Source organism: Terriglobus sp. (assembly GCF_965201105.1).
Classification (GTDB): Bacteria; Acidobacteriota; Terriglobia; order Terriglobales; family Acidobacteriaceae; genus Terriglobus.
Genome location: NZ_OZ241741.1, coordinates 1,817,301 through 1,834,514, shown reverse-complemented (window position 1 = coordinate 1,834,514; position 17,214 = coordinate 1,817,301). Strand labels below are relative to the sequence as shown.

Below are 17,214 nucleotides of genomic sequence, written 5' to 3'. Positions count from 1 at the left end.
TATGGCAGAACATCGATCCATCCTGCTGGTCGAAGATGATCCCGACCATGAAGCACTCACCATCCGAGCTCTGAAAAAATCCAACATCGTCAATGATGTGGCGATCGCACGGGACGGAGAGGAAGCAGTGAATATGCTGCTCGGCCCCAACCCGATCAAGCCCCAGGTCATCCTGCTGGATCTAAAACTGCCGAAACTTGACGGTCTGGAGGTGCTGCGTCGCCTTCGTGAGAATGACGCTACGCGCACACTGCCTGTTGTCATTCTCACCTCCTCAGACGAGGAGCGCGACGTGATGCGCAGCTATAGTCTTGGCGTCAACAGCTACATCCGCAAACCGGTGAACTTCACCGACTTTGCCGAGGCCACTCGCCAGCTTGGCATGTACTGGTTGGTGCTGAACGAATGCCCACCCAAAGCGTAGACGCACGCCCCCTCCGGATTCTGCTCGTAGAAGACAATGCGGACGACGCCGCCTTGCTTGAGCGTCATCTTCGCAAGTCCGGTTTTCAGGCCGTCGTAAACCGTGTTGAGACATCCGAAGCTTTTCGTACCGGACTCACTGCAGTTCCGCCGCCTGAGGTTGTCCTCGCCGATTACAACCTGCCCAGCTTCAGTGGTCCCGAGGCGCTTCACCTGCTCCGTGCCTCCGACCTCGACCTGCCGTTCATCATGATGTCCGGCGCCATGTCAGAGGAGACCGCAGTCGCCAGCATGCGGGCCGGCGCGCAGGACTACGTCATCAAACAGAATCTTGCCAGGCTCGTTCCGGCGCTTGAGCGTGAGCTGCGTGAGGCGGAAGCCCGCCGCTCACGCCGCGCTGCGGAAGCCGCGCTGCAAGCCAGCGAAGCCCGGTTTCATCGGCTGGTCGATGCGATGCCCATCGGTCTGCTGCTCGGCGACGCCGCCGGACGCATCACGTATGCGAATCAGGCCGCAGGTCTTTTACTTGGCTACAGTGCCCCATCTCTGCTGGAAGGCGCAATGCGCCTCGACCAGCTCGGCGTCGCCCGCGGCTTGGAGCACACACCCGGTGAAACGCGCGAAATCACTCTGGAACGCGAGGACCAGAGTGCCGCCGAGCTCTTGGTCGCTGCCGCCTATCTAAACCCGGACACAACTGCCGAGGACCGCGAACTCGCCGTCTTCATGGTCGATCTCAGCAAACAGAAGCGTGGCGAAGAGATTCTGCGCCGCACCGAAAAGCTAGCTGTTGCCGGCCGCCTCGCCGCCTCCATTGCGCACGAAATCAACAACCCGCTTGCTGCCGTGACCAATTGCCTCTTCCTCGTCAGTAACAGCGAACTCACTCCCGAAGGACGTAACTTTCTGGAGATGGCTCAAAAAGAGCTGGATCGCGTTGCCCAGATCACGGTACAGACGCTACGCTTCCATCGGCAGTCCAGCCGCGCCGTCTTGAGTGACCTTCGCGATTTGGCAGAGACGGTCATTGCACTGTTTGAGTCGCGCCTGCGCCGGTCGGAGATTACGATCCGCCGTGACTTCGGGAATGCGCAACCGCTGCTGTGCTTTGAGGGAGAAATCCGGCAGGTGATCGTGAACCTGCTCAGCAATGCATTCGACGCATCGGGTCCAGGTGGCGAGATCACACTGCGCACTCGCCAGATCCGTGTTCCTGACCACGATTGCCAAGGCATCGTATTTACCGTGGCCGATCGTGGAACTGGCATCCCAAAAAGCGCGCTTACCCATCTTTTCGAGCCATTCTTTTCGACAAAGGGCATCACCGGCACTGGCCTGGGCCTTTGGGTCTCCAAGGAGATCGTGGAGCGCCATGGCGGCAGCATTCACGTGCACAGTCGGGTACGCACGGCCAATCGGCCCGGAGGAACTGTCTTCCGCATCTTCTTACCGCTTGGCGGCATTCCAACGCCCGCACCGAGCGCTGAGAGCGTTCCCGAAGGTTAGATCGTCGCACCGAGTATTCGCCCGTGAGTATCACGGGCGAACAACTCCGCCCGACCGCAGACTGAGATCAGTCTACAAACTCCACGTCGGTTTTCATTGGAATCACGCCGCGCTCATAGCCCATTGCCAACAGCTTGCGAATTGCCTCGCGCCCGTCCTCACCGTAGTTCAGCGTTCGCTCGTTCACATACATGCCAACGAACCGGTTCGCCAGCGTCGTATCCAAATCGCGGGCAAATTGCATTGCATACTCCAGTGCCTCTGTGCGGTGGTCCAGCGCGTGCTGAATACTGTCGCGCAGCGCCTGCGTGCATATGTGCATCGCATCGGCACCGAGCGATCGCCGGATCGCATTGCCGCCCAGGGGCAAGGGAAGCCCGGTCAGTTCGCGCCACCACTGGCCCATGTCCAGGATCTTGTGCAGACCGCTCTGGGCATACGTCAGCTGACCTTCGTGAATGATCAGCCCTGCTTCATATTCTCCACGCAGTACCGCCGGAATGATCTGGTCAAACGGCACGGTGACCGTCTCCACGTCGGGCGCAAATAGCTTCAGTGACAGGTATGCCGTGGTGAGTACACCTGGTACGGCGATGCGCACCTTCTTCACGTCATCGAGAGACATCGGCCGCGGCGCGATGATCATCGGACCATAGCCATCGCCCACTGACCCGCCGCACGCCATCAGAGTATATTCGTCCTGCATATACGGGTACGCGTGGAATGAGATTGCAGTCACGTCATAGTACGGATCGTGGATCGCGCGCTGGTTCAGCGTCTCAATGTCCGTCAGAACATGCGTGAACTTGTAGCCTGGTACACGAATCTTGTTGGTCGCGAGACCGTAAAACATGAAGGCATCGTCGGAATCGGGGCTGTGCGCAATCTTGATCTCGCGCACGTCAACTGCAGTACTGCTCATTCAATCACCATCTAAGATTTGTTAGGAAAACTACTGACGTACCCGCGTCGACCACGCCGCGACGATGCCGGAAGCCGCCATAATCTTGATCAACTCTCCGGGCAAGAATGGACCAACTGCCGATGCAAGCACAACCTGCGCACTCGCATGGGTGAGCACCGCCAACTGCGCGGCACCCGCCGTAAACAGCACTACAATTGCCGCGAAGCACGCGTACATCGCCGCGATAAACGGGGGACGCGAACGCAAAGCCGGGTAGAGAGCTCCGGCGATCATTGCGACCAGCGGATAACTCCAAAGGAAGCCACCTGTGGGTCCGGCCAGCTGCAGCAACCCGCCCGGGCCATGCGGCTGAAACACGGGCAATCCCATTGCTCCTTCGGCCAGGTACAGCACCATGGTGGCGAAACCAAGCGACGGCCCAAGCAGCAGGCCCACCAGCAGCACCGCCATGGGCTGCAGCGTGAACGGGATCGGCGTCCAGGGCAGTGGCACCGTCACATGCGCAGCCACCGCGACGGCCAGGCTGCCAAGCAGGGCAATGCCGGCCCGGCGCAGCCACATTGAGCTGCCAGACTGAGCAACAGCAGACGCTTCGGCCAGTGTTGCGGTGGACTCCTTCACCATCGAACTCTCCTCGTACCCTGCGGGACGGTGTTTCCATTGTAAGCGGGACACCGTGTCTCGATTCGAGTAACCGGCCCAAAGCAGGCGAGCGACGTCGCTGTTCGCCCATGCCGTTCCCAAAACGGTGTGCCTCGTTAGGTTCATCCTCTCGTTACTGGTTGCGCTGTGCTGCCAGCGCAGCGCAACATAGCAGGTGATGGCCCCCGCTTCCAACAGCAAACGAACCGGCAAATGGATGAGGCGTGTATCGCGCGTGGGCGAAGGCCTGTACAGCAACAGGCGCCGGATCGCCACGGTTGCGGTCGCGATTCTGACTGTTCTGGTTGGCTACCACGTTGTCTTCGGACGCGACGGCCTGACCGCTTTTCGCAACAAACAGCACGATCTTCACGACCTGAAGCGTGAGACGGTTTCGCTCCAGCGCGAGAACGGCCAGCTTCAGGGCCACGTCGACCGTCTTACCAGCGATCCCAACGCTATCGAGCATCAGGCTCGCGAAGACCTTCACTACACCCGGCCAGGCGAAGTCATCGTCACCCTGCCCAGCAACGACAACGGGAAGCACTAGAGGACGTTTCCGCGGCTTTCTGGGCACGTGATAGCTGCATGAAAAGCTCGTGTGTTCCGGCGTTGCGTTGCGCTGACTGCCTAGTTGACCCGCAAGCTTCCATCCAGGTCCACCGCCAGCACGCCATCCTGCACCAGCATGCTGTGGATTTTTAGGTGATCCAGTGTCACCTCATACCCGCTACTCTGGCGCGACCTCGCCAGGGCCGTGCGCAGCAGGTCGGCTGCATCAATCTTCAACTTCTGCGGCAGCTTGCGGCTTAGAAACGGGATTAATAAGGCGTCCAGCTCTTTGTTCCCGGTGAAGCGATCGATCCTCGCGTCGCGAAACCCGATCGTCTCGCCTTCCGCGTCGGGCACCACAGACACATCCGCCTCCGTGTTGAACCCAACGCCGACGCACCTGCCGAACATGCCGGCACCAAGCCGCGAATGCGTATGCACATGGATCACCACGCGGTCATCCTGAAAGCGCACCGACGGTTGATCCACGTAAACAAAGCACGCGGCATTCGCATTGCCTTGGATGTAATACCGTCCGTCCGGCGCATTAAATAATTGTTGCTGCAGCGTGCGCTCCATGGCGCCAGCCGTTACTTTCAGCTCGATGGCGCGCGCGTTGACCGTGGCAAGCAGCATCAGGGTAGGGAAGAGCAGCAGCCGTACCATCCGCAAGCGTCTACTCCGCCGGCGCAATCAGGTTCGTTGAACCCGTTGCTGGCCCGCCACCATTGGCACCAAGACCCAGCTTAATCAGAGCCCGCGAGTCCGGGATCAGCTTCGTCTGCCAACCGTTGTCCGCCTGCAACTTGCGCATGGCGTCGGCACTGGCGTCATCCCAGTGGCCCGACGCGCTTTGCAGGTACCCCGCCTTCACGAGTGCGCCCTGAATCTCGGTCGCACGTGCGTCATCAATGGCCCGCGGACGACTCGAACTCGCGCTGTGGGAAACGCTTTTCGACGTGCCTTTGTTCTGAAGCCCATGGTGCGACCGCGGCGAGGTCGGTCCACGGCGTAGGTGTGACGCCGCTGCCGGAAGGACGACAAGACCTGCGGCGATCACGCTAACGATGCCGCGCTGAAGAAAGCTCGAACGATACATTCAAAACCTCGCGATGAGAGCGCCAGCGCATCTCGCAGAGCGCAACCGAAGTGGGCAATGCCAGCCTACACAGCCAATTCGTACCCATGCAACCTGGATCCGCAGACGAACTGTCCTCATCGAAATGGACGTAAGTGTGCACAAAAAAGCAAGCCGGCGCGTCATGCGCCGGCTTGCTCGTCTTACCCTTCGACCTACGGCAACGTGCCGCCGATGAAGTTGTTCGTCTTCTCACGGCCTTGCGCCAACCGTACGACCAGCACCACGTCATCACCGCTCTTCAGACCGTTGACAATGTTCCGGAACTGTTCCGGATTGTTGACCGGCTTGCGATTGATCTCCGTGATGATGTCGCCCTTCGAGAGTCCACCAGGGCTCATGTCCTCCGCGAAGGATCCCGGAGTCACGCCTGTCACCAGCACGCCACCACTCAGGCCCTTCTGCTGCAGCACATTGGCCGGCACCGCCTGAATCGTGACGCCCAGCTTGCCGTTTGTGGAAGACCCGTTAGTTTGGTCGCCATTATCTTCCTGGTCGTTGTTGTTGCCAGCGTTCGCTGCGGCTTCCACGTTCTTGCGATCGGTGATACCCACCGTCGCCGTGCGCTGGTCCGTTCCGCGCAGGTATCCGATCTGCACTGTGGACCCAGGCTTCCGTGCCGAGATGATTGCAACCAGGTCATCGCCATCCTTCACCGGCTTGCCATCGATGGTCGTGATCACGTCTTGCTGTTGCAACCCCGCTTTTGCCGCGGGCAGACCCGGCGTCACGCTGCTGATCAGCACGCCACCTTTGGCAAACCCGTACTGACGGCTCACCGCCGAAGGCAGACCCGACTGGAACTGGATGCCGATCGACCCGCGCGTCACCTTGTGCTCCGGTGAGATCAGGTCGTTGTACACGTTCACGACCGTGTTCGACGGCATTGCAAACCCAACACCCTGCGAACCCATGCCGCTGGTGTAAATTGCCGTGTTCACGCCGACCACTTCACCTTTCATATTCAGCAGTGGTCCGCCCGAGTTGCCGGGATTAATCGCGGCGTCAGTCTGAATGAACCGCTGAAACTGCGACGGCGCGGGCCCATCCGTGATCGTGCGGTTCTTGGCCGAAACAATACCCGCCGTGACAGTCTGCGACAGCGAAAATGGACTGCCGATCGCCAGTACCCAGTCACCTACCTGCTCGGAGTCGCTGTTGCCCAGCTTCACGGTCGGCAACGTACCGTTGTAGTCGATCTTGATTACCGCCAAATCCGTGTCCTTATCGGTGCCGACTACGTGCGCCGGACGGCCCTGATCGCTCTCCGCATCCGTCGACAGCTTCACGTAGATTTTGTCAGCCTTGTCGACCACGTGATTGTTCGTGATGATGTAGCCGCGCGGGTCCACGATAAAACCGGAACCAAGCGCCCGACGCTCGCCACCGCCACCGCCCATCTCATCGTCATCGCCGCCGTTGTCACCACCCGGGCCCTGGCCGCCGAAGAAGCGGTTGAAGAAATCCTGCATGTCGCCGGGATCGCCGGAGCCGCCGCCATTGCCGCCGCGGCGGCGATTGTTGCGGTTTGCGCGCGGCGTTGTGCTTTGCTTCGCAAACTGCTCGGTGTTGATGTTCACCACCGCCGGCCCGACTTCCTTGGCAATCGTCGTGAACTGGTTGGGCGTGCTGCTGCCGGCTGGAACGCGCAGCGGGGCCGCATCATGGCTGTCCACTGCCTGCTGTGCACCGTGTACGGTGCCTGTCAGCACCGAACCCGTAATAATGCCCGCCGAAAGGGTACCCAGCAGGGCAAAGGTGGCGAGAAACCGATGATCGCGTACGCGCTCGGAAAAAGTCTTGCTCTGGACGTTCTTCGGATCCATGAAAATTCGTGTCCTCAGGTGCTGCCTTGGAATGCCGTCACCGGCGTTCTCTCCAATTTAGACGCAGATATTTGCGCTGGGTATGCTGGCCCGGCACGCAGGAATCGACGTCATTCAGTCCGCGGAAAAAGAGGGCGGATCGTTCGCTGATCGCGAAAGAGCGCGCAAAACACCCTTTTGCCGCGTCGCCTGATCCCATGCCGGCGCGCTTCGAAACAAACTCCTAAACCTCCGGAGACCGATTGACCCCTGATACCTGCAGGTACGCCGCGCTGCACGCGTCCAGCAGCACCAGCAGAATGCGCCGCAGCGCCAGCTCGCGGTTCGTTGCGTCAAACCACTCCGCCGTGGTGTGAATGCCTCCGGCGCGACCGCCCGCTCCCATCGCAATCGCGTCTCGCCCCTGTGCCAGCGGCAGATTTGCATCCGTAGAACCGATGCGCTCTTCGGTCCGCAGCCGCAGGTGCCGGTCGACCGCACGCACACTCGCCAGCAGCGGTGACCTGCTGTCCAGCGATCCTGCGGGCCGGTCGCCAATGCACTCGATCTTGAAGTGCAGCGCACCACGGCAAGGCTGGGCATGGATCTCCAGCACTGCGTCTTCCACCGCTCGGTAGAGCAGCACCTCCAGCCGCAGCAACTCTTCTTCTGAAACCGAGCGGATGTCGACCAGCGCCGTCGCTCTCTCCGGCACGCTGGTCACGCTGCTTCCGCCCTCCAGCCGGCCCACGTTGAATACGCTGCGTGGCTGTTGCAGCAGCGGCTCTACCGCGCACCGCGTCAGGGCCGCTGCCAGGACCAGAATCGGGTTCGCAATCTCCGGTTCCGTCCAGGCGTGCCCACCCGGACCGGTCACGGTCACACGGAAGCGCCGGGAGCCCAGGCCGCGTGTGACAAGCGTCTGCGTTCCCGCGCCTTCCAACGCGATCGCGGCGATCACATTGCGCGCGTAACCAGAGCGCTCGAAAATCTGTCGCATGCCCCGCAGGTTGCCTTCAGCCTCCTCGCCCACGTTTGCCGCAAATAGCACATTCGCCGCATACGCATCGGGGTCGGCCGCGCTCACCGCCGCCAGCGCCAGCAGCGCGGCAAGCCCCGCTCCGTTGTCCGCAGCGCCGGGCGCTCGCAGCAACGGGCCATCCTCCGTGGGCGCAATCATCACTTCCGCCGGGAAGACGGTATCGAGATGGGCTGATAAAAGCACCAGCGGCTGTCCAGGTTGGTACGTTCGCAGCCAGCCGAGCGCATTCCCCTCGGCATCGATCCGCACGTCGCACAATCCGAACTCACGAAAGCGGTCGAGGAACCATGCAGCGCGCGCCGCCTCCGCAAACGGCGGAGCGGGTATACCGACCAACTCACGTTGCCACGTGCGGATCCGAGGCTCCTGCAGGTGCAACCACTGGAATGCCCGATGCGTGCTGCCGCGCGCCGCAATCTCCTGCACCCGTGCGAATGCTGCCGGATTCAAGCAATCACCTCGGCACTTGTCTTTGCGTAGCGGTCCCCATCCACCTCGCCACGGTAGACCACACGCGTGAGTGACAGGCCCTGCGGAGGCGCCGTGATCCCTGCCGCGGCACGGTCGCGCGCGGCAAGAACGCCGGGCAGGGAACCCCCTGGCCGCCGTCCCGTTCCGATCTCCACAAACGTCCCCACCAGGTTCCGAACCATGTGGTGCAGAAATCCGCCCCCCGCAACGCGGTACACCAGCAAACCGTTCTCCTCCGTCCACTCGGAGGTAAAAATTGTCCGCACCGTGGACGCCGCCTCCATCGCTCGCCGTGCACTCGCATCCGGATCGCTCGCGGCGAATGAAGTGAAGTCGTGCGTTCCAACCACATCGGCTTCCGCCTGCCGCATCCGCGACAGCAGCAGCGGCCAATGGCAGTCCCACACCGCCCGGGCCAGCAGCGGCGGGCAGATTCGTTCGGCTGCATCACTTGGCAAACGCCTCTGAAAGATGCGATAGGTGTACAGCTTCCAAGCCACGTCGCCTCGCGCATGAAAGCTGTCCGCAGCTATCTCCGCCGACATCACGCGCACGCTGCCGGGCAGCTTGCGATTTAACGCACGCAACAGGCGTTCCGGCGGGATCGCCGCCTGCAGCCTCACGCTCACCACCTGCCCATCCGCGTGCACGCCGCTGTCCGTCCGCCCCGATCCCTGCGGCAAAACCGTCTCGCCCACGACCTTGCGCAACACACGCTGGAGCTCGCCTTGGACGGTGCGCAGCCCTGGCTGCACCTGCCAGCCGTGGAAATCCGAGCCGTCATAACGAAGCAGAAGTCTCCAAGTCCGGGGTGCGCGCCCCTGCCTTATCTCGCGACCGTTTGGAACCTCTGCATCGATTGCGCTCACCTTTTTAGTATGCGCGAGCCTCACACTCGGTACTCTGGTCCAGCCGTGCCAACTATACTGGGCACGTCCCGTAGCAAGCCAGCAAGCTGTCGAGCCGCGCTGCAATTTGCGCATCGAGAGTCTTTGCCGAGCATCTGGAAGGTATTGCACGAACGAAATGTTGGCCACGGCAGCGCTTTGGACGGAACTGCGTCCCTGCGCCGCGCGTAGACGTAATTACAGAACAGGCGGACAAGGCACAGCGCCGGCCTGGCGAGGGGTAGCGGTGAATTCTGGCAAGTTGCAGGCTGCGGCGAGTGTCGCTCTGTTGTTGACAAGCTCGTGGGCGCAGACCGTTGGCGCACAAACAACGCAGGCGCCCGGCGCACAAACCACACCACCGCTTGGCACACAGGCTACGCCTGCCGTCACGCCGCAGGGCGCAGCGCAAGCCGGCTCGCAGACCAACACCCAAAGCAGTCCCACGGCTCCCGCCGCGCCACAGGCTCAGCAGGTGGATACCACGGGCCGCCCGGGTATACCCCAGGCGCCCGAGCCGAATCACCCCGGCCCGCTGTACCTGCGCGAGACTAGCACCGATTATTCGCACCTGAAGAGCCATTTTCGGAACCCAATCGCGCCCTATACCTCTACGGACTACCGTGCGCCGCGGCTCAGCAACACGCCGCGCATCGACGACCTGTTGCGCGATGGCAAGATCTACCTGAGCCTTTCTGACTCGATCCTGCTTGCGCTGGAAAATAACTTCGACATCGCAATCGCACGGGTGAACCTCGACATCGCCGACACGGACCTGCTCCGTGCTCGCGCCGGAAGCACGCTTCGCGGTGTTTCGACCGGCCTGGTCACCAACACCCTTGGCGGTTCCAGCACTACCGTCACCGGCGGCGGCGGCCCGGGTGGCACCGGGACCGGTGCAGGTGGTGGCGGCACCGGCAACTCCGGACTTGTGCTCAGCACGAATGGCGGTGGCCCTCAGCCTCTGAACCGCGACGGCCTGCTTACCGGCACGCTGCAATATGAACAGCGCACCAGCCCCGGCGGCTCCGGCTTCGGTAGCTCCTCATCCGGCAGCAGCACCGGCACGGGAACTGGTACAGGAACGGGAACCGGAACCGGAACCGGAACTGGTACAGGCACCGGCACTGGCACTGGCACTGGGACCGGTACGGGCACAGGAACTGGAACTGGCACGGGGACTGGCACCGGCACCACAGGCACCAGCAACCTGTTCAACACCAACGCCACCCAGACCAACACGGGCAGTTACAACTTCAACTACTTTCAGGGTTTCTCGACCGGCACCTATCTCAACCTTTCGTTCAACAACTCGCGCGTGACGTCGAACTCCAGCACCTCGTCGCTTAGCCCGGCGCTCTCTTCATCGTTCGCCCTCACCGTCACGCAAGAACTGTTGCAGGGCTTCGGCAAAGGCGTGCAGAACCGCTTTGTCGTGCAAGCCAAGAACGACCGCCGCATCGCCGACTCCGCCTTCCGCCAGCAGCTGCTCTACACCATCAACCAGGTGGAAAGCATTTATTGGAATCTGGTCAGCGCGTACGAAGACGTGCAAGCCAAGCAGCGCGCCCTGGAACAGTCCACGCAGTTGGCCAACGACAACCGCCGTCAGCTTCAGATCGGCACCCTTGCACCGCTCGACGTCGTGAACTCCGATCAGGCCGTTTCCACCGATCGCCAGTCGCTCACCACCTCCGAATCGAACCTTGAGTACCAGCAGCTGCTCATGAAGCAGGCAATCGTTCGCGACCTGAATGACCCGCAACTTTCAGCCGCCCCGGTTGTGCCCACCGAACGCGTCAGCCTGGAACGGACCACCGAAGAAGACACGCCTATCGAAGAGCTCGTGAAGCGTGCCTACGCGAACAGCCCGGCCATTGAGCAAGCCGCACTCAATATGGAGAACAACAAGATCACCATCAGGGGCGTTAAAAATGGTTTGCTGCCGCAGTTGAACGCATACGGTTTTTACGGCGGCACCGGCTACACCGGCAACGCAAATCCAAACTCGATTCTTTGCCAGAACAATCCGGGTGTGCCGAATTGCGGTCTGCCTGCGGGCGGGTACGGCTCCTCGCTTCAGAACTCATTCAACAACTCCGCACCGGACAAGGGTGTCGGTGTCACGCTCAACGTGCCGATCCGCAATCGTCCCGCACAGGCCGATCAGGCCCGCTCGCAGATGGAGTACCGCCAGGCCCAAATGCGCCTGCAGCAGCTCTATACGCAGACCCGGATCCAGGTCATCAATCAGCAGTACGCTCTCACCAACGACCGCGCCTCCACCGTCGCCGCTCAGGCTGCCCGCGACTTTCAAGCTCAGTCGCTCGACGCCGAGCAGAAGAAATACCGCCTCGGCGCTTCCACCACGGCCAACGTCCTGCAGCAGGAGCGCAATCTCGCCACCGCGGAAAACAACCTGATCTCCGCCACGGCGGCCTATGCGAAAGATCGGGCAACGTTACGGCAGCTGCTCTCCAACACCCTTGACCGCTACGGTATTTCCATCGAACAGGCCGCCAGCGGTGCCATCACCACGCAGCCGAACATTCCCGGCTTGACCGCACCGCAGGCACCTGCCCCGCCCAAGCCGCTCACCGCAAACCCCGCACCGCTGCCCCCTTACCAGGGCATCGCCGCGCCAGGTACTGCTGCTCCGGCCGGCATGCCTGTGCCCCAGCAACCGCCGCAATAGCCGTTCGCGTTCATTTCGCAGAGGCTTTGTCGGACAGTCGTTATGCTGTCAGACAAAGTCTCTGCGCAGAAGAATTCCATCACCTCAACCGAAGCAGGACGGCTCTAGTGTCCTGCGGAGCGGCACGCCTGCATCTGTCCGCGCTCATTCCAGAGTTGGTCTCCCGGTTACAGACAGTCCGGCAGCGGCTGCGTGCGCGGCCTCGTTTTCGCGATCCATTCGCGGACTTTCAAATCTCCGCCACGAGCGCGGATGCGCTTGCTGTATCACCCGTATATCGCAGAATGCAGGGTCCGTATCTGTCGGAGCATGGGCAGTACGTCTCGCTTCATTTCGGCGGCAGCACGACAGACGGCGTGCACGCCACCATGGACCGCACAGCACCTTTCGATCTAGTGTTCAGCTACACGCAGATCATGGCCGGCTTCGCGCGGTTTACGCCTCTACCGCGCACCATCGGCATGCTTGGGCTGGGCGGCGGTTCGCTCGCCAAGCACTGCTACCGGCAATTTCCTAACAGCCGTATCGTCGTCGCCGAGATCAGCGCGGCCGTCATTGCTCTGCGCCGGCACTTCCTTATCCCCGACGATGACGACGATAGGTTCTCCGTCCTTCACATGGATGGAGCCGCGCTTCTGAGTAAGAACACCAACACGTTCGACGTCATTTTGGTGGACGCCTTCAACGAAGCTGGCCACCTGCCGCACTTCGCCACGCGCGCCTTTTACCGGGAATGCTATGGCGCGCTGACAACCGGCGGCACTTTGGTCCTGAACTTCAGCGGAGAACGATGGCGAAGCAGCTTCAAACGCCTCCATCGAACCTTCCGCGGACACATCGTTCTGTATCAGTGCCCCGACGGCGATAACGTAATCGTCTTCGCCACCAAAGGCCCGCTTCCGCAATGGCTGACAGGTCGCGTCGGTTCGTCTGCTGCCAATCCCCACCGCTGAAGTGCCGGCACTTGAGTGCGGGGACACACCCGTCGGAAGTCGGCTCAATCTCGGCTCACCTCACACAGCAACAAGCAAAGCGGGTCGCCCGCTTGGGGGGACCCGTTTCACCTTGCCCGGTTTACTCCGCCACAAACACTGCGGTCGTCAGTGCCGGAACCGTGAGCGTTCCTGTCTTGCTCTTCGCGCTTGCCGTGCGCACGATTGCATCGCCCGAACGGCGCTGAATGGGATGCAGCATCAAGTGCTTACCCGTCAGCGTTGCCGACGTGAAGCTCTGCTCCGTGCTGGTCGCATTGAAGACCACGACGACCTGACCGTAACCGCTGCACGAGGAGTTGCTGCCGGGCGCGGCCATCTTCATCACGATCAAACCCGGAATCTGCGCCGCGCCAGTGTTCAGGAAGCTCAGGCTCTGCTGAATTTCTGCCGCGGAATCCATGCGGAAAAGACTACAGCCGTTACGAATCTTCAGGAACTCCTGGAATGCGGTCGTCGTGGTGGCAATGTCTGCCGGGGAAGGCTGGAGGCTCGTATTGGCGAGCACCGGCTGTTGGAAGCTCCACTGCGATCCGTTCTGGCTCTGGATCGGCAGACCGATCGCCCAGTTGTTGCCCTGACCGGTCCAATCGATCTTGTTGAACCAGTCGCCTGAGTCGTAGCTGTTCTGGTCCAGGCTCTTGGAACGTAACAGGTCATCACCCGCCTGGAAGAACGGGATGCCTTGGCCCAGCTCTACCAGGCTCATGCTGAGCACCTGCCGACGAGCGTGAACTTCCGCGGTCTCCGCGGTCGGCGCCTTGAGCTGGATTGCATCGAAGATGTCCTGGTTGTCGTGAACGGAAACGTAGTTCACGGCCTCCACCGGGCTCGCCGTGTAGCCCGTCGGTTGGCCCTGGTAGTCCAGACCTGCTCCCGTGTTCGTGTTGCCGGTCGCGTCTACGAATTTGTAGTCGCGCAGGTTTCCGGTCAGGCCCACGCGGATCCAGTCGCTCCGGTGCAGCAGCGTTGCTTTTTGATCCGCCAACGGCGTCAAGCCGCTGGTGTACGCACTGGGAGCGGTAAACAATCCGGTGCCGAACCCCTGCACCCGCTCGTCGTCAAACGGACCTCCGCCACGCACGCCATCACGAATGCGGTCGTTGAAACTGCCGATGCCGGTGCCGTACAAGTTCACCTGCTGCGCGTTAATGCCGAGCGCGTTATTCGCGGTCTCGCCGAAGTTAAATCCTTCGCCGTAAATGTAGATCTTGCTCCCGTCCACACCGTCCTTCCCCAGCGTCAACTTCGCCAAGGCCTGTCGAATCTTCTGCAGGTTCGACACAAACGTGAAGCTCATAATGTCGAAGCGGAAGCCGTCGATCCTGTACTGCTTCGCGTTCCACACAATGGCGTCCTGCTGCAGTTTGCCCATCATCACGTGTTCGGTTGCGGTGTCGGCACAGCAACTCGCCGTCAGCAGCGCGCCATCCGCGTCCAACCGGTTGTAGTAGTTGGGAACCACCTTGTCCAGAATTGAGTTATCAGCCTGACCAAAGCCGCTGGTGTGGTTGAAAACAACATCCTGAATCACGCGCAGACCCGACTGGTGCAGCGCCATCACCATCTCTCGATACTCTTTCACGCGGTCGTCCGGGTTCACGGCATAGCTGCCCTCGGGGGCTAGATAGTGGTCCGGATCGTAACCCCAGTTGTACGCGTCCGCGCCCTGCACGGCGGCGACCGCGGCTTGCTGCTGTTGGCCGTCCGGTGCAAGGCCGTTCAGGTTGGGCGTTGTCTTCCAGGTGCTCTTATCCTCGTCCACGCTGTTGAAGTGAAACGTCGGCAACAGGTGGATCGCCTTCAGGCCCGACTGCGACAACTTCCGCAGGTGCTTCATGCCGTCGGACCTGCCATCCGTAAAAGCCAGGTACATGCCGCGATGCTCGGCCGGCACCGTCTGATCGTTCACGCTGAAATCGCGAACGTGCAACTCATAGATGCTCAGGTCGTTGACGCGATCCAGACTTGGCGCGCGGTCAGAGTCCCACCCGCTGGGCTGATTGCTCGCCGCGTTCATGTCCGTGATTCGGCACTTCGAACCGTTCAGCGCAATATCAATGCTGTACGGGTCGGACACGACGTTCTGCACCACGGACCGAACCGAGGGCGCATAGACCGTCTCGTCGATCAGGTAGTACTTGCCGATCCAGGAATCGTCCAGCCGCGCCACCCACACGCCATTGTGATTCTTCATGGCAACGACCTGCGCCGGCGCCGTGTCTGTCGAAGTTTTGAACAGCTGCAGATTCATGGTTTGCGCGGTCGGCGCCCACACTTTGATCTTCAGATTGCCGCCGTCCTCATCGGGGAAGTCGGTCCACTCATCGGCTTGGCGGTCTACGAAACCCGCCTTCCGTATCACAACGCCCAGCTTGCCGGCATACGCGTAAAGGTCGTCCAGCGCGCCGGCGTTCTGCACACCCGTGGCATAGGCCAGGGTTCCATCACTGTTCAGTACCTGCACGGCAAGTTGGCTCACGGCCAGATTGCGGTAGTCCTTCGGCTTCAGGTTGGCTGCAAGGTGAACCGCAACATAGCCCTTCAATTGCGGAAAGCGCGCCAGTTGTTGCGGCGTAAGTGCCGCGCCCGGGGTGAGCGGCGTCAGCTTGCCACCCGTAATACCCGTGCTCGAAACCGCCAGACCGGCGGACGGGCTGCTGACCAGTGCGAACGTCTGCCCGCCGCTCGCATATGCACTCTGCAGTGCAATTGTGGTGGCGTCGATCCAAAACGCCTGCAGCTTCAGAAAGTTCGCGTTCAGCAACTGCGACTGGGTCGGCTGGACCAGGTAGACCGTCGGGTCGCCTGAGATCACCCAAGCCTCGTTGTACTGCAACAGGTTCAGGTGGTTGTCATTGGGGGTGTTCTTGGTGCCGGTCTGGATGTTGTGCACGATAAAGCCGATGTCCGCGGCCACAGGCTTCAGCGGCACATCAAAGTAGATACCGTAGCGATCGGTTCCGCTCTGCGGAACATTTCCGGAGCTGTAGTTGCCCGTGTCGGCTGTGGTGTCGTTGAAGGAATAATCGAACCAGCCTGCGTAGTTGCCGTCGGGCCGGTAGAAGTGGATACGCGCGGTGTTGGCCGGAATCGCCGTGTTCGCGTAGGTGTACACCGCGGGCCGTGTCGTGGTCAGGCCGTTCACAGCCTCCACGGCGTAGAACTCGTTCCCCTGGGCCGGGTTAATGTGTTCATCGCCACCGGGGTCCTTTACGTCGGAGCCGAATCGGCTTGGATTATGAATGATGATGCCGACATCCGACGTGCCCGGCTGTACCCCAACGTCATAGAACGCCCCAAAGTCATCGGTGCCGGCCTGCTGCACCGGCCCAGCGCCGTAGCTGCCCTGGTCTTCCGTGGTTCCGCCAAATGCGAACACAGTCCAGCCAGCGTAGCTGCCGTCAGGCCGGTGGTAGTGAATTCGAACATGGTTCTGGGGCACCGGCACCGCTGCAAAGATATGCAGCCCGCTGAAGCTGCTCATCAGCGCGGCAAACACGATAAGAAAACGTCGCAACGTGGACATGGGGGCTCCGGGTCAGAATCGTTCGCAAGGCAGATGGCCAAGCCGGATGAGAGTAAATCAGCGATTCGTGCCACGTCTACGACCGGCTTCTGCCAAAGTCAGACATCGTCTGCGGCTCCCATGCCATCACCTCGTCTCAGGCGTCGAGGTTCGATAAGATCACGTCTTCGAAATAGCCGAACCTGGCGTGTCCTGCATCGGTTCGCGATTTGCCAGCAGACCATGCCGTGCGGCGAACCGCTTCCCCCCTACACCACGCTGTTCACGATCGTTTGCGAGACGGCGACCTGCTCGAACGGCGGCTCGCTTCCGCTGACGTACGAGGCCAGGTCAAAGCTGTGCCGCGGCTGCAACGACTTCAGCTCCAGCATGGCTTTCGGCTGAACCCGGCTGTTCGCGCCGGCAAGTGCTCTTGTCACCTCCACAAACAACATCGGTCCGAACAGACGAAGGTTCCCGGATGCAAAGAGGTTGCTCATATTCTGGTCAAGCGCGCGCGTAAGGTCCGCGCCAAAGGCAGCAAGCCGATCCAGAAGCTGAGAGGGGTCGAAAGCCGGGATGTCCGTCGCGGCGTCACTGATGTCCTTCAGCGCTTTTGCCACACCTT

At 61.3% G+C, this 17,214-nt stretch carries 14 protein-coding genes; 5 read left to right on the top strand and 9 right to left on the bottom strand.

The genetic code is table 11. The annotated features are described in order from the left end of the window. Position 1: 1 nt before the first annotated feature. Together ACOFKT_RS08080 and ACOFKT_RS08075 are read left to right on the top strand one after the other, a co-directional pair. Positions 2-424, top strand: a complete 423-nt coding sequence (locus ACOFKT_RS08080) for a response regulator (RefSeq protein WP_419806889.1) — start codon at positions 2-4, stop codon at positions 422-424. Next, positions 406-1,929, top strand: a complete 1,524-nt coding sequence (locus ACOFKT_RS08075; protein ID WP_419806888.1) for an ATP-binding protein — start codon at positions 406-408, stop codon at positions 1,927-1,929. Before ACOFKT_RS08080 ends, ACOFKT_RS08075 begins: the two co-directional genes overlap by 19 nt. A 67-nt stretch (positions 1,930-1,996) precedes the next feature. Here the strand turns inward: ACOFKT_RS08075 and ACOFKT_RS08070 are convergent, their stop codons facing one another. Next, positions 1,997-2,851 (bottom strand): menaquinone biosynthesis family protein, encoded by an 855-nt coding sequence (locus ACOFKT_RS08070; protein ID WP_419806887.1) that lies wholly within the window; start codon positions 2,849-2,851, stop codon positions 1,997-1,999. A gap of 30 nt (positions 2,852-2,881) precedes the next feature. Further along, positions 2,882-3,478 carry a biotin transporter BioY gene (locus ACOFKT_RS08065; protein WP_419806886.1) on the bottom strand — a complete coding sequence of 199 codons (597 nt, stop codon included), beginning with the start codon at positions 3,476-3,478 and terminating at the stop codon, positions 2,882-2,884. Between the two features lie 196 nt (positions 3,479-3,674). Here ACOFKT_RS08065 and ACOFKT_RS08060 point away from each other — a divergent pair, with 196 nt between their 5' ends. Further along, the gene (locus ACOFKT_RS08060) at positions 3,675-4,046 is read left to right on the top strand and encodes an FtsB family cell division protein (protein WP_419806885.1); all 372 of its coding nucleotides are present in this window, start codon (positions 3,675-3,677) and stop codon (positions 4,044-4,046) included. A gap of 80 nt (positions 4,047-4,126) precedes the next feature. Here ACOFKT_RS08060 and ACOFKT_RS08055 read toward each other — a convergent pair whose 3' ends face one another. From ACOFKT_RS08055 to truA, 5 genes are all read right to left on the bottom strand, one after another. Further along, complete coding sequence (locus ACOFKT_RS08055) at positions 4,127-4,714, bottom strand: hypothetical protein (protein ID WP_419807136.1); 588 nt, start codon at positions 4,712-4,714, stop codon at positions 4,127-4,129. A gap of 10 nt (positions 4,715-4,724) precedes the next feature. Further along, positions 4,725-5,147 carry a peptidoglycan-binding protein gene (locus ACOFKT_RS08050; RefSeq protein WP_419806884.1) on the bottom strand — a complete coding sequence of 141 codons (423 nt, stop codon included), beginning with the start codon at positions 5,145-5,147 and terminating at the stop codon, positions 4,725-4,727. 194 nt (positions 5,148-5,341) lie between these two features. Then, positions 5,342-7,012, bottom strand: a complete 1,671-nt coding sequence (locus ACOFKT_RS08045) for a trypsin-like peptidase domain-containing protein (RefSeq protein ID WP_419806883.1) — start codon at positions 7,010-7,012, stop codon at positions 5,342-5,344. A gap of 223 nt (positions 7,013-7,235) precedes the next feature. Next, positions 7,236-8,483 (bottom strand): M20/M25/M40 family metallo-hydrolase, encoded by a 1,248-nt coding sequence (locus ACOFKT_RS08040; RefSeq protein ID WP_419806882.1) that lies wholly within the window; start codon positions 8,481-8,483, stop codon positions 7,236-7,238. After that, a complete protein-coding gene (gene truA, locus ACOFKT_RS08035; RefSeq protein ID WP_419806881.1) occupies positions 8,480-9,373 on the bottom strand; it encodes a tRNA pseudouridine(38-40) synthase TruA in 894 nt (297 codons plus the stop codon). Before truA ends, ACOFKT_RS08040 begins: the two co-directional genes overlap by 4 nt. Before the next feature lie 265 nt (positions 9,374-9,638). On the opposite strand from truA, the gene ACOFKT_RS08030 reads away from it, so the two are divergent. Both ACOFKT_RS08030 and ACOFKT_RS08025 read left to right on the top strand, forming a co-directional pair. After that, positions 9,639-12,086, top strand: a complete 2,448-nt coding sequence (locus ACOFKT_RS08030; RefSeq protein WP_419806880.1) for a TolC family protein — start codon at positions 9,639-9,641, stop codon at positions 12,084-12,086. Between the two features lie 284 nt (positions 12,087-12,370). Continuing rightward, positions 12,371-13,039, top strand: a complete 669-nt coding sequence (locus tag ACOFKT_RS08025; protein ID WP_419806879.1) for a fused MFS/spermidine synthase — start codon at positions 12,371-12,373, stop codon at positions 13,037-13,039. A gap of 121 nt (positions 13,040-13,160) precedes the next feature. On the opposite strand, the gene pulA is transcribed toward ACOFKT_RS08025, so the two are convergent. Continuing rightward, complete coding sequence (gene pulA / locus ACOFKT_RS08020; RefSeq protein WP_419806878.1) at positions 13,161-16,607, bottom strand: pullulanase-type alpha-1,6-glucosidase; 3,447 nt, start codon at positions 16,605-16,607, stop codon at positions 13,161-13,163. A gap of 248 nt (positions 16,608-16,855) precedes the next feature. Then, positions 16,856-17,209, bottom strand: a complete 354-nt coding sequence (locus ACOFKT_RS08015) for a hypothetical protein (RefSeq protein ID WP_419806877.1) — start codon at positions 17,207-17,209, stop codon at positions 16,856-16,858. Positions 17,210-17,214 lie beyond the last annotated feature (5 nt).

Excerpts from the sequence above, each read along its gene's own strand:
- ACOFKT_RS08025 (WP_419806879.1), top strand. The coding sequence starts at position 12,371 with ATGCAGGGTCCGTATCTGTCGGAGCATGGGCAGTACGTCTCGCTTCAT.
- ACOFKT_RS08055 (WP_419807136.1), bottom strand. The coding sequence starts at position 4,714 with ATGGTACGGCTGCTGCTCTTCCCTACCCTGATGCTGCTTGCCACGGTC.
- pulA (WP_419806878.1), bottom strand. The coding sequence starts at position 16,607 with ATGTCCACGTTGCGACGTTTTCTTATCGTGTTTGCCGCGCTGATGAGC.
- ACOFKT_RS08065 (WP_419806886.1), bottom strand. The coding sequence starts at position 3,478 with ATGGTGAAGGAGTCCACCGCAACACTGGCCGAAGCGTCTGCTGTTGCT.
- ACOFKT_RS08070 (WP_419806887.1), bottom strand. The coding sequence starts at position 2,851 with ATGAGCAGTACTGCAGTTGACGTGCGCGAGATCAAGATTGCGCACAGC.
- ACOFKT_RS08075 (WP_419806888.1), top strand. The coding sequence starts at position 406 with ATGCCCACCCAAAGCGTAGACGCACGCCCCCTCCGGATTCTGCTCGTA.
- ACOFKT_RS08050 (WP_419806884.1), bottom strand. The coding sequence starts at position 5,147 with ATGTATCGTTCGAGCTTTCTTCAGCGCGGCATCGTTAGCGTGATCGCC.
- ACOFKT_RS08060 (WP_419806885.1), top strand. The coding sequence starts at position 3,675 with ATGGCCCCCGCTTCCAACAGCAAACGAACCGGCAAATGGATGAGGCGT.
- ACOFKT_RS08080 (WP_419806889.1), top strand. The coding sequence starts at position 2 with ATGGCAGAACATCGATCCATCCTGCTGGTCGAAGATGATCCCGACCAT.
- ACOFKT_RS08045 (WP_419806883.1), bottom strand. The coding sequence starts at position 7,012 with ATGGATCCGAAGAACGTCCAGAGCAAGACTTTTTCCGAGCGCGTACGC.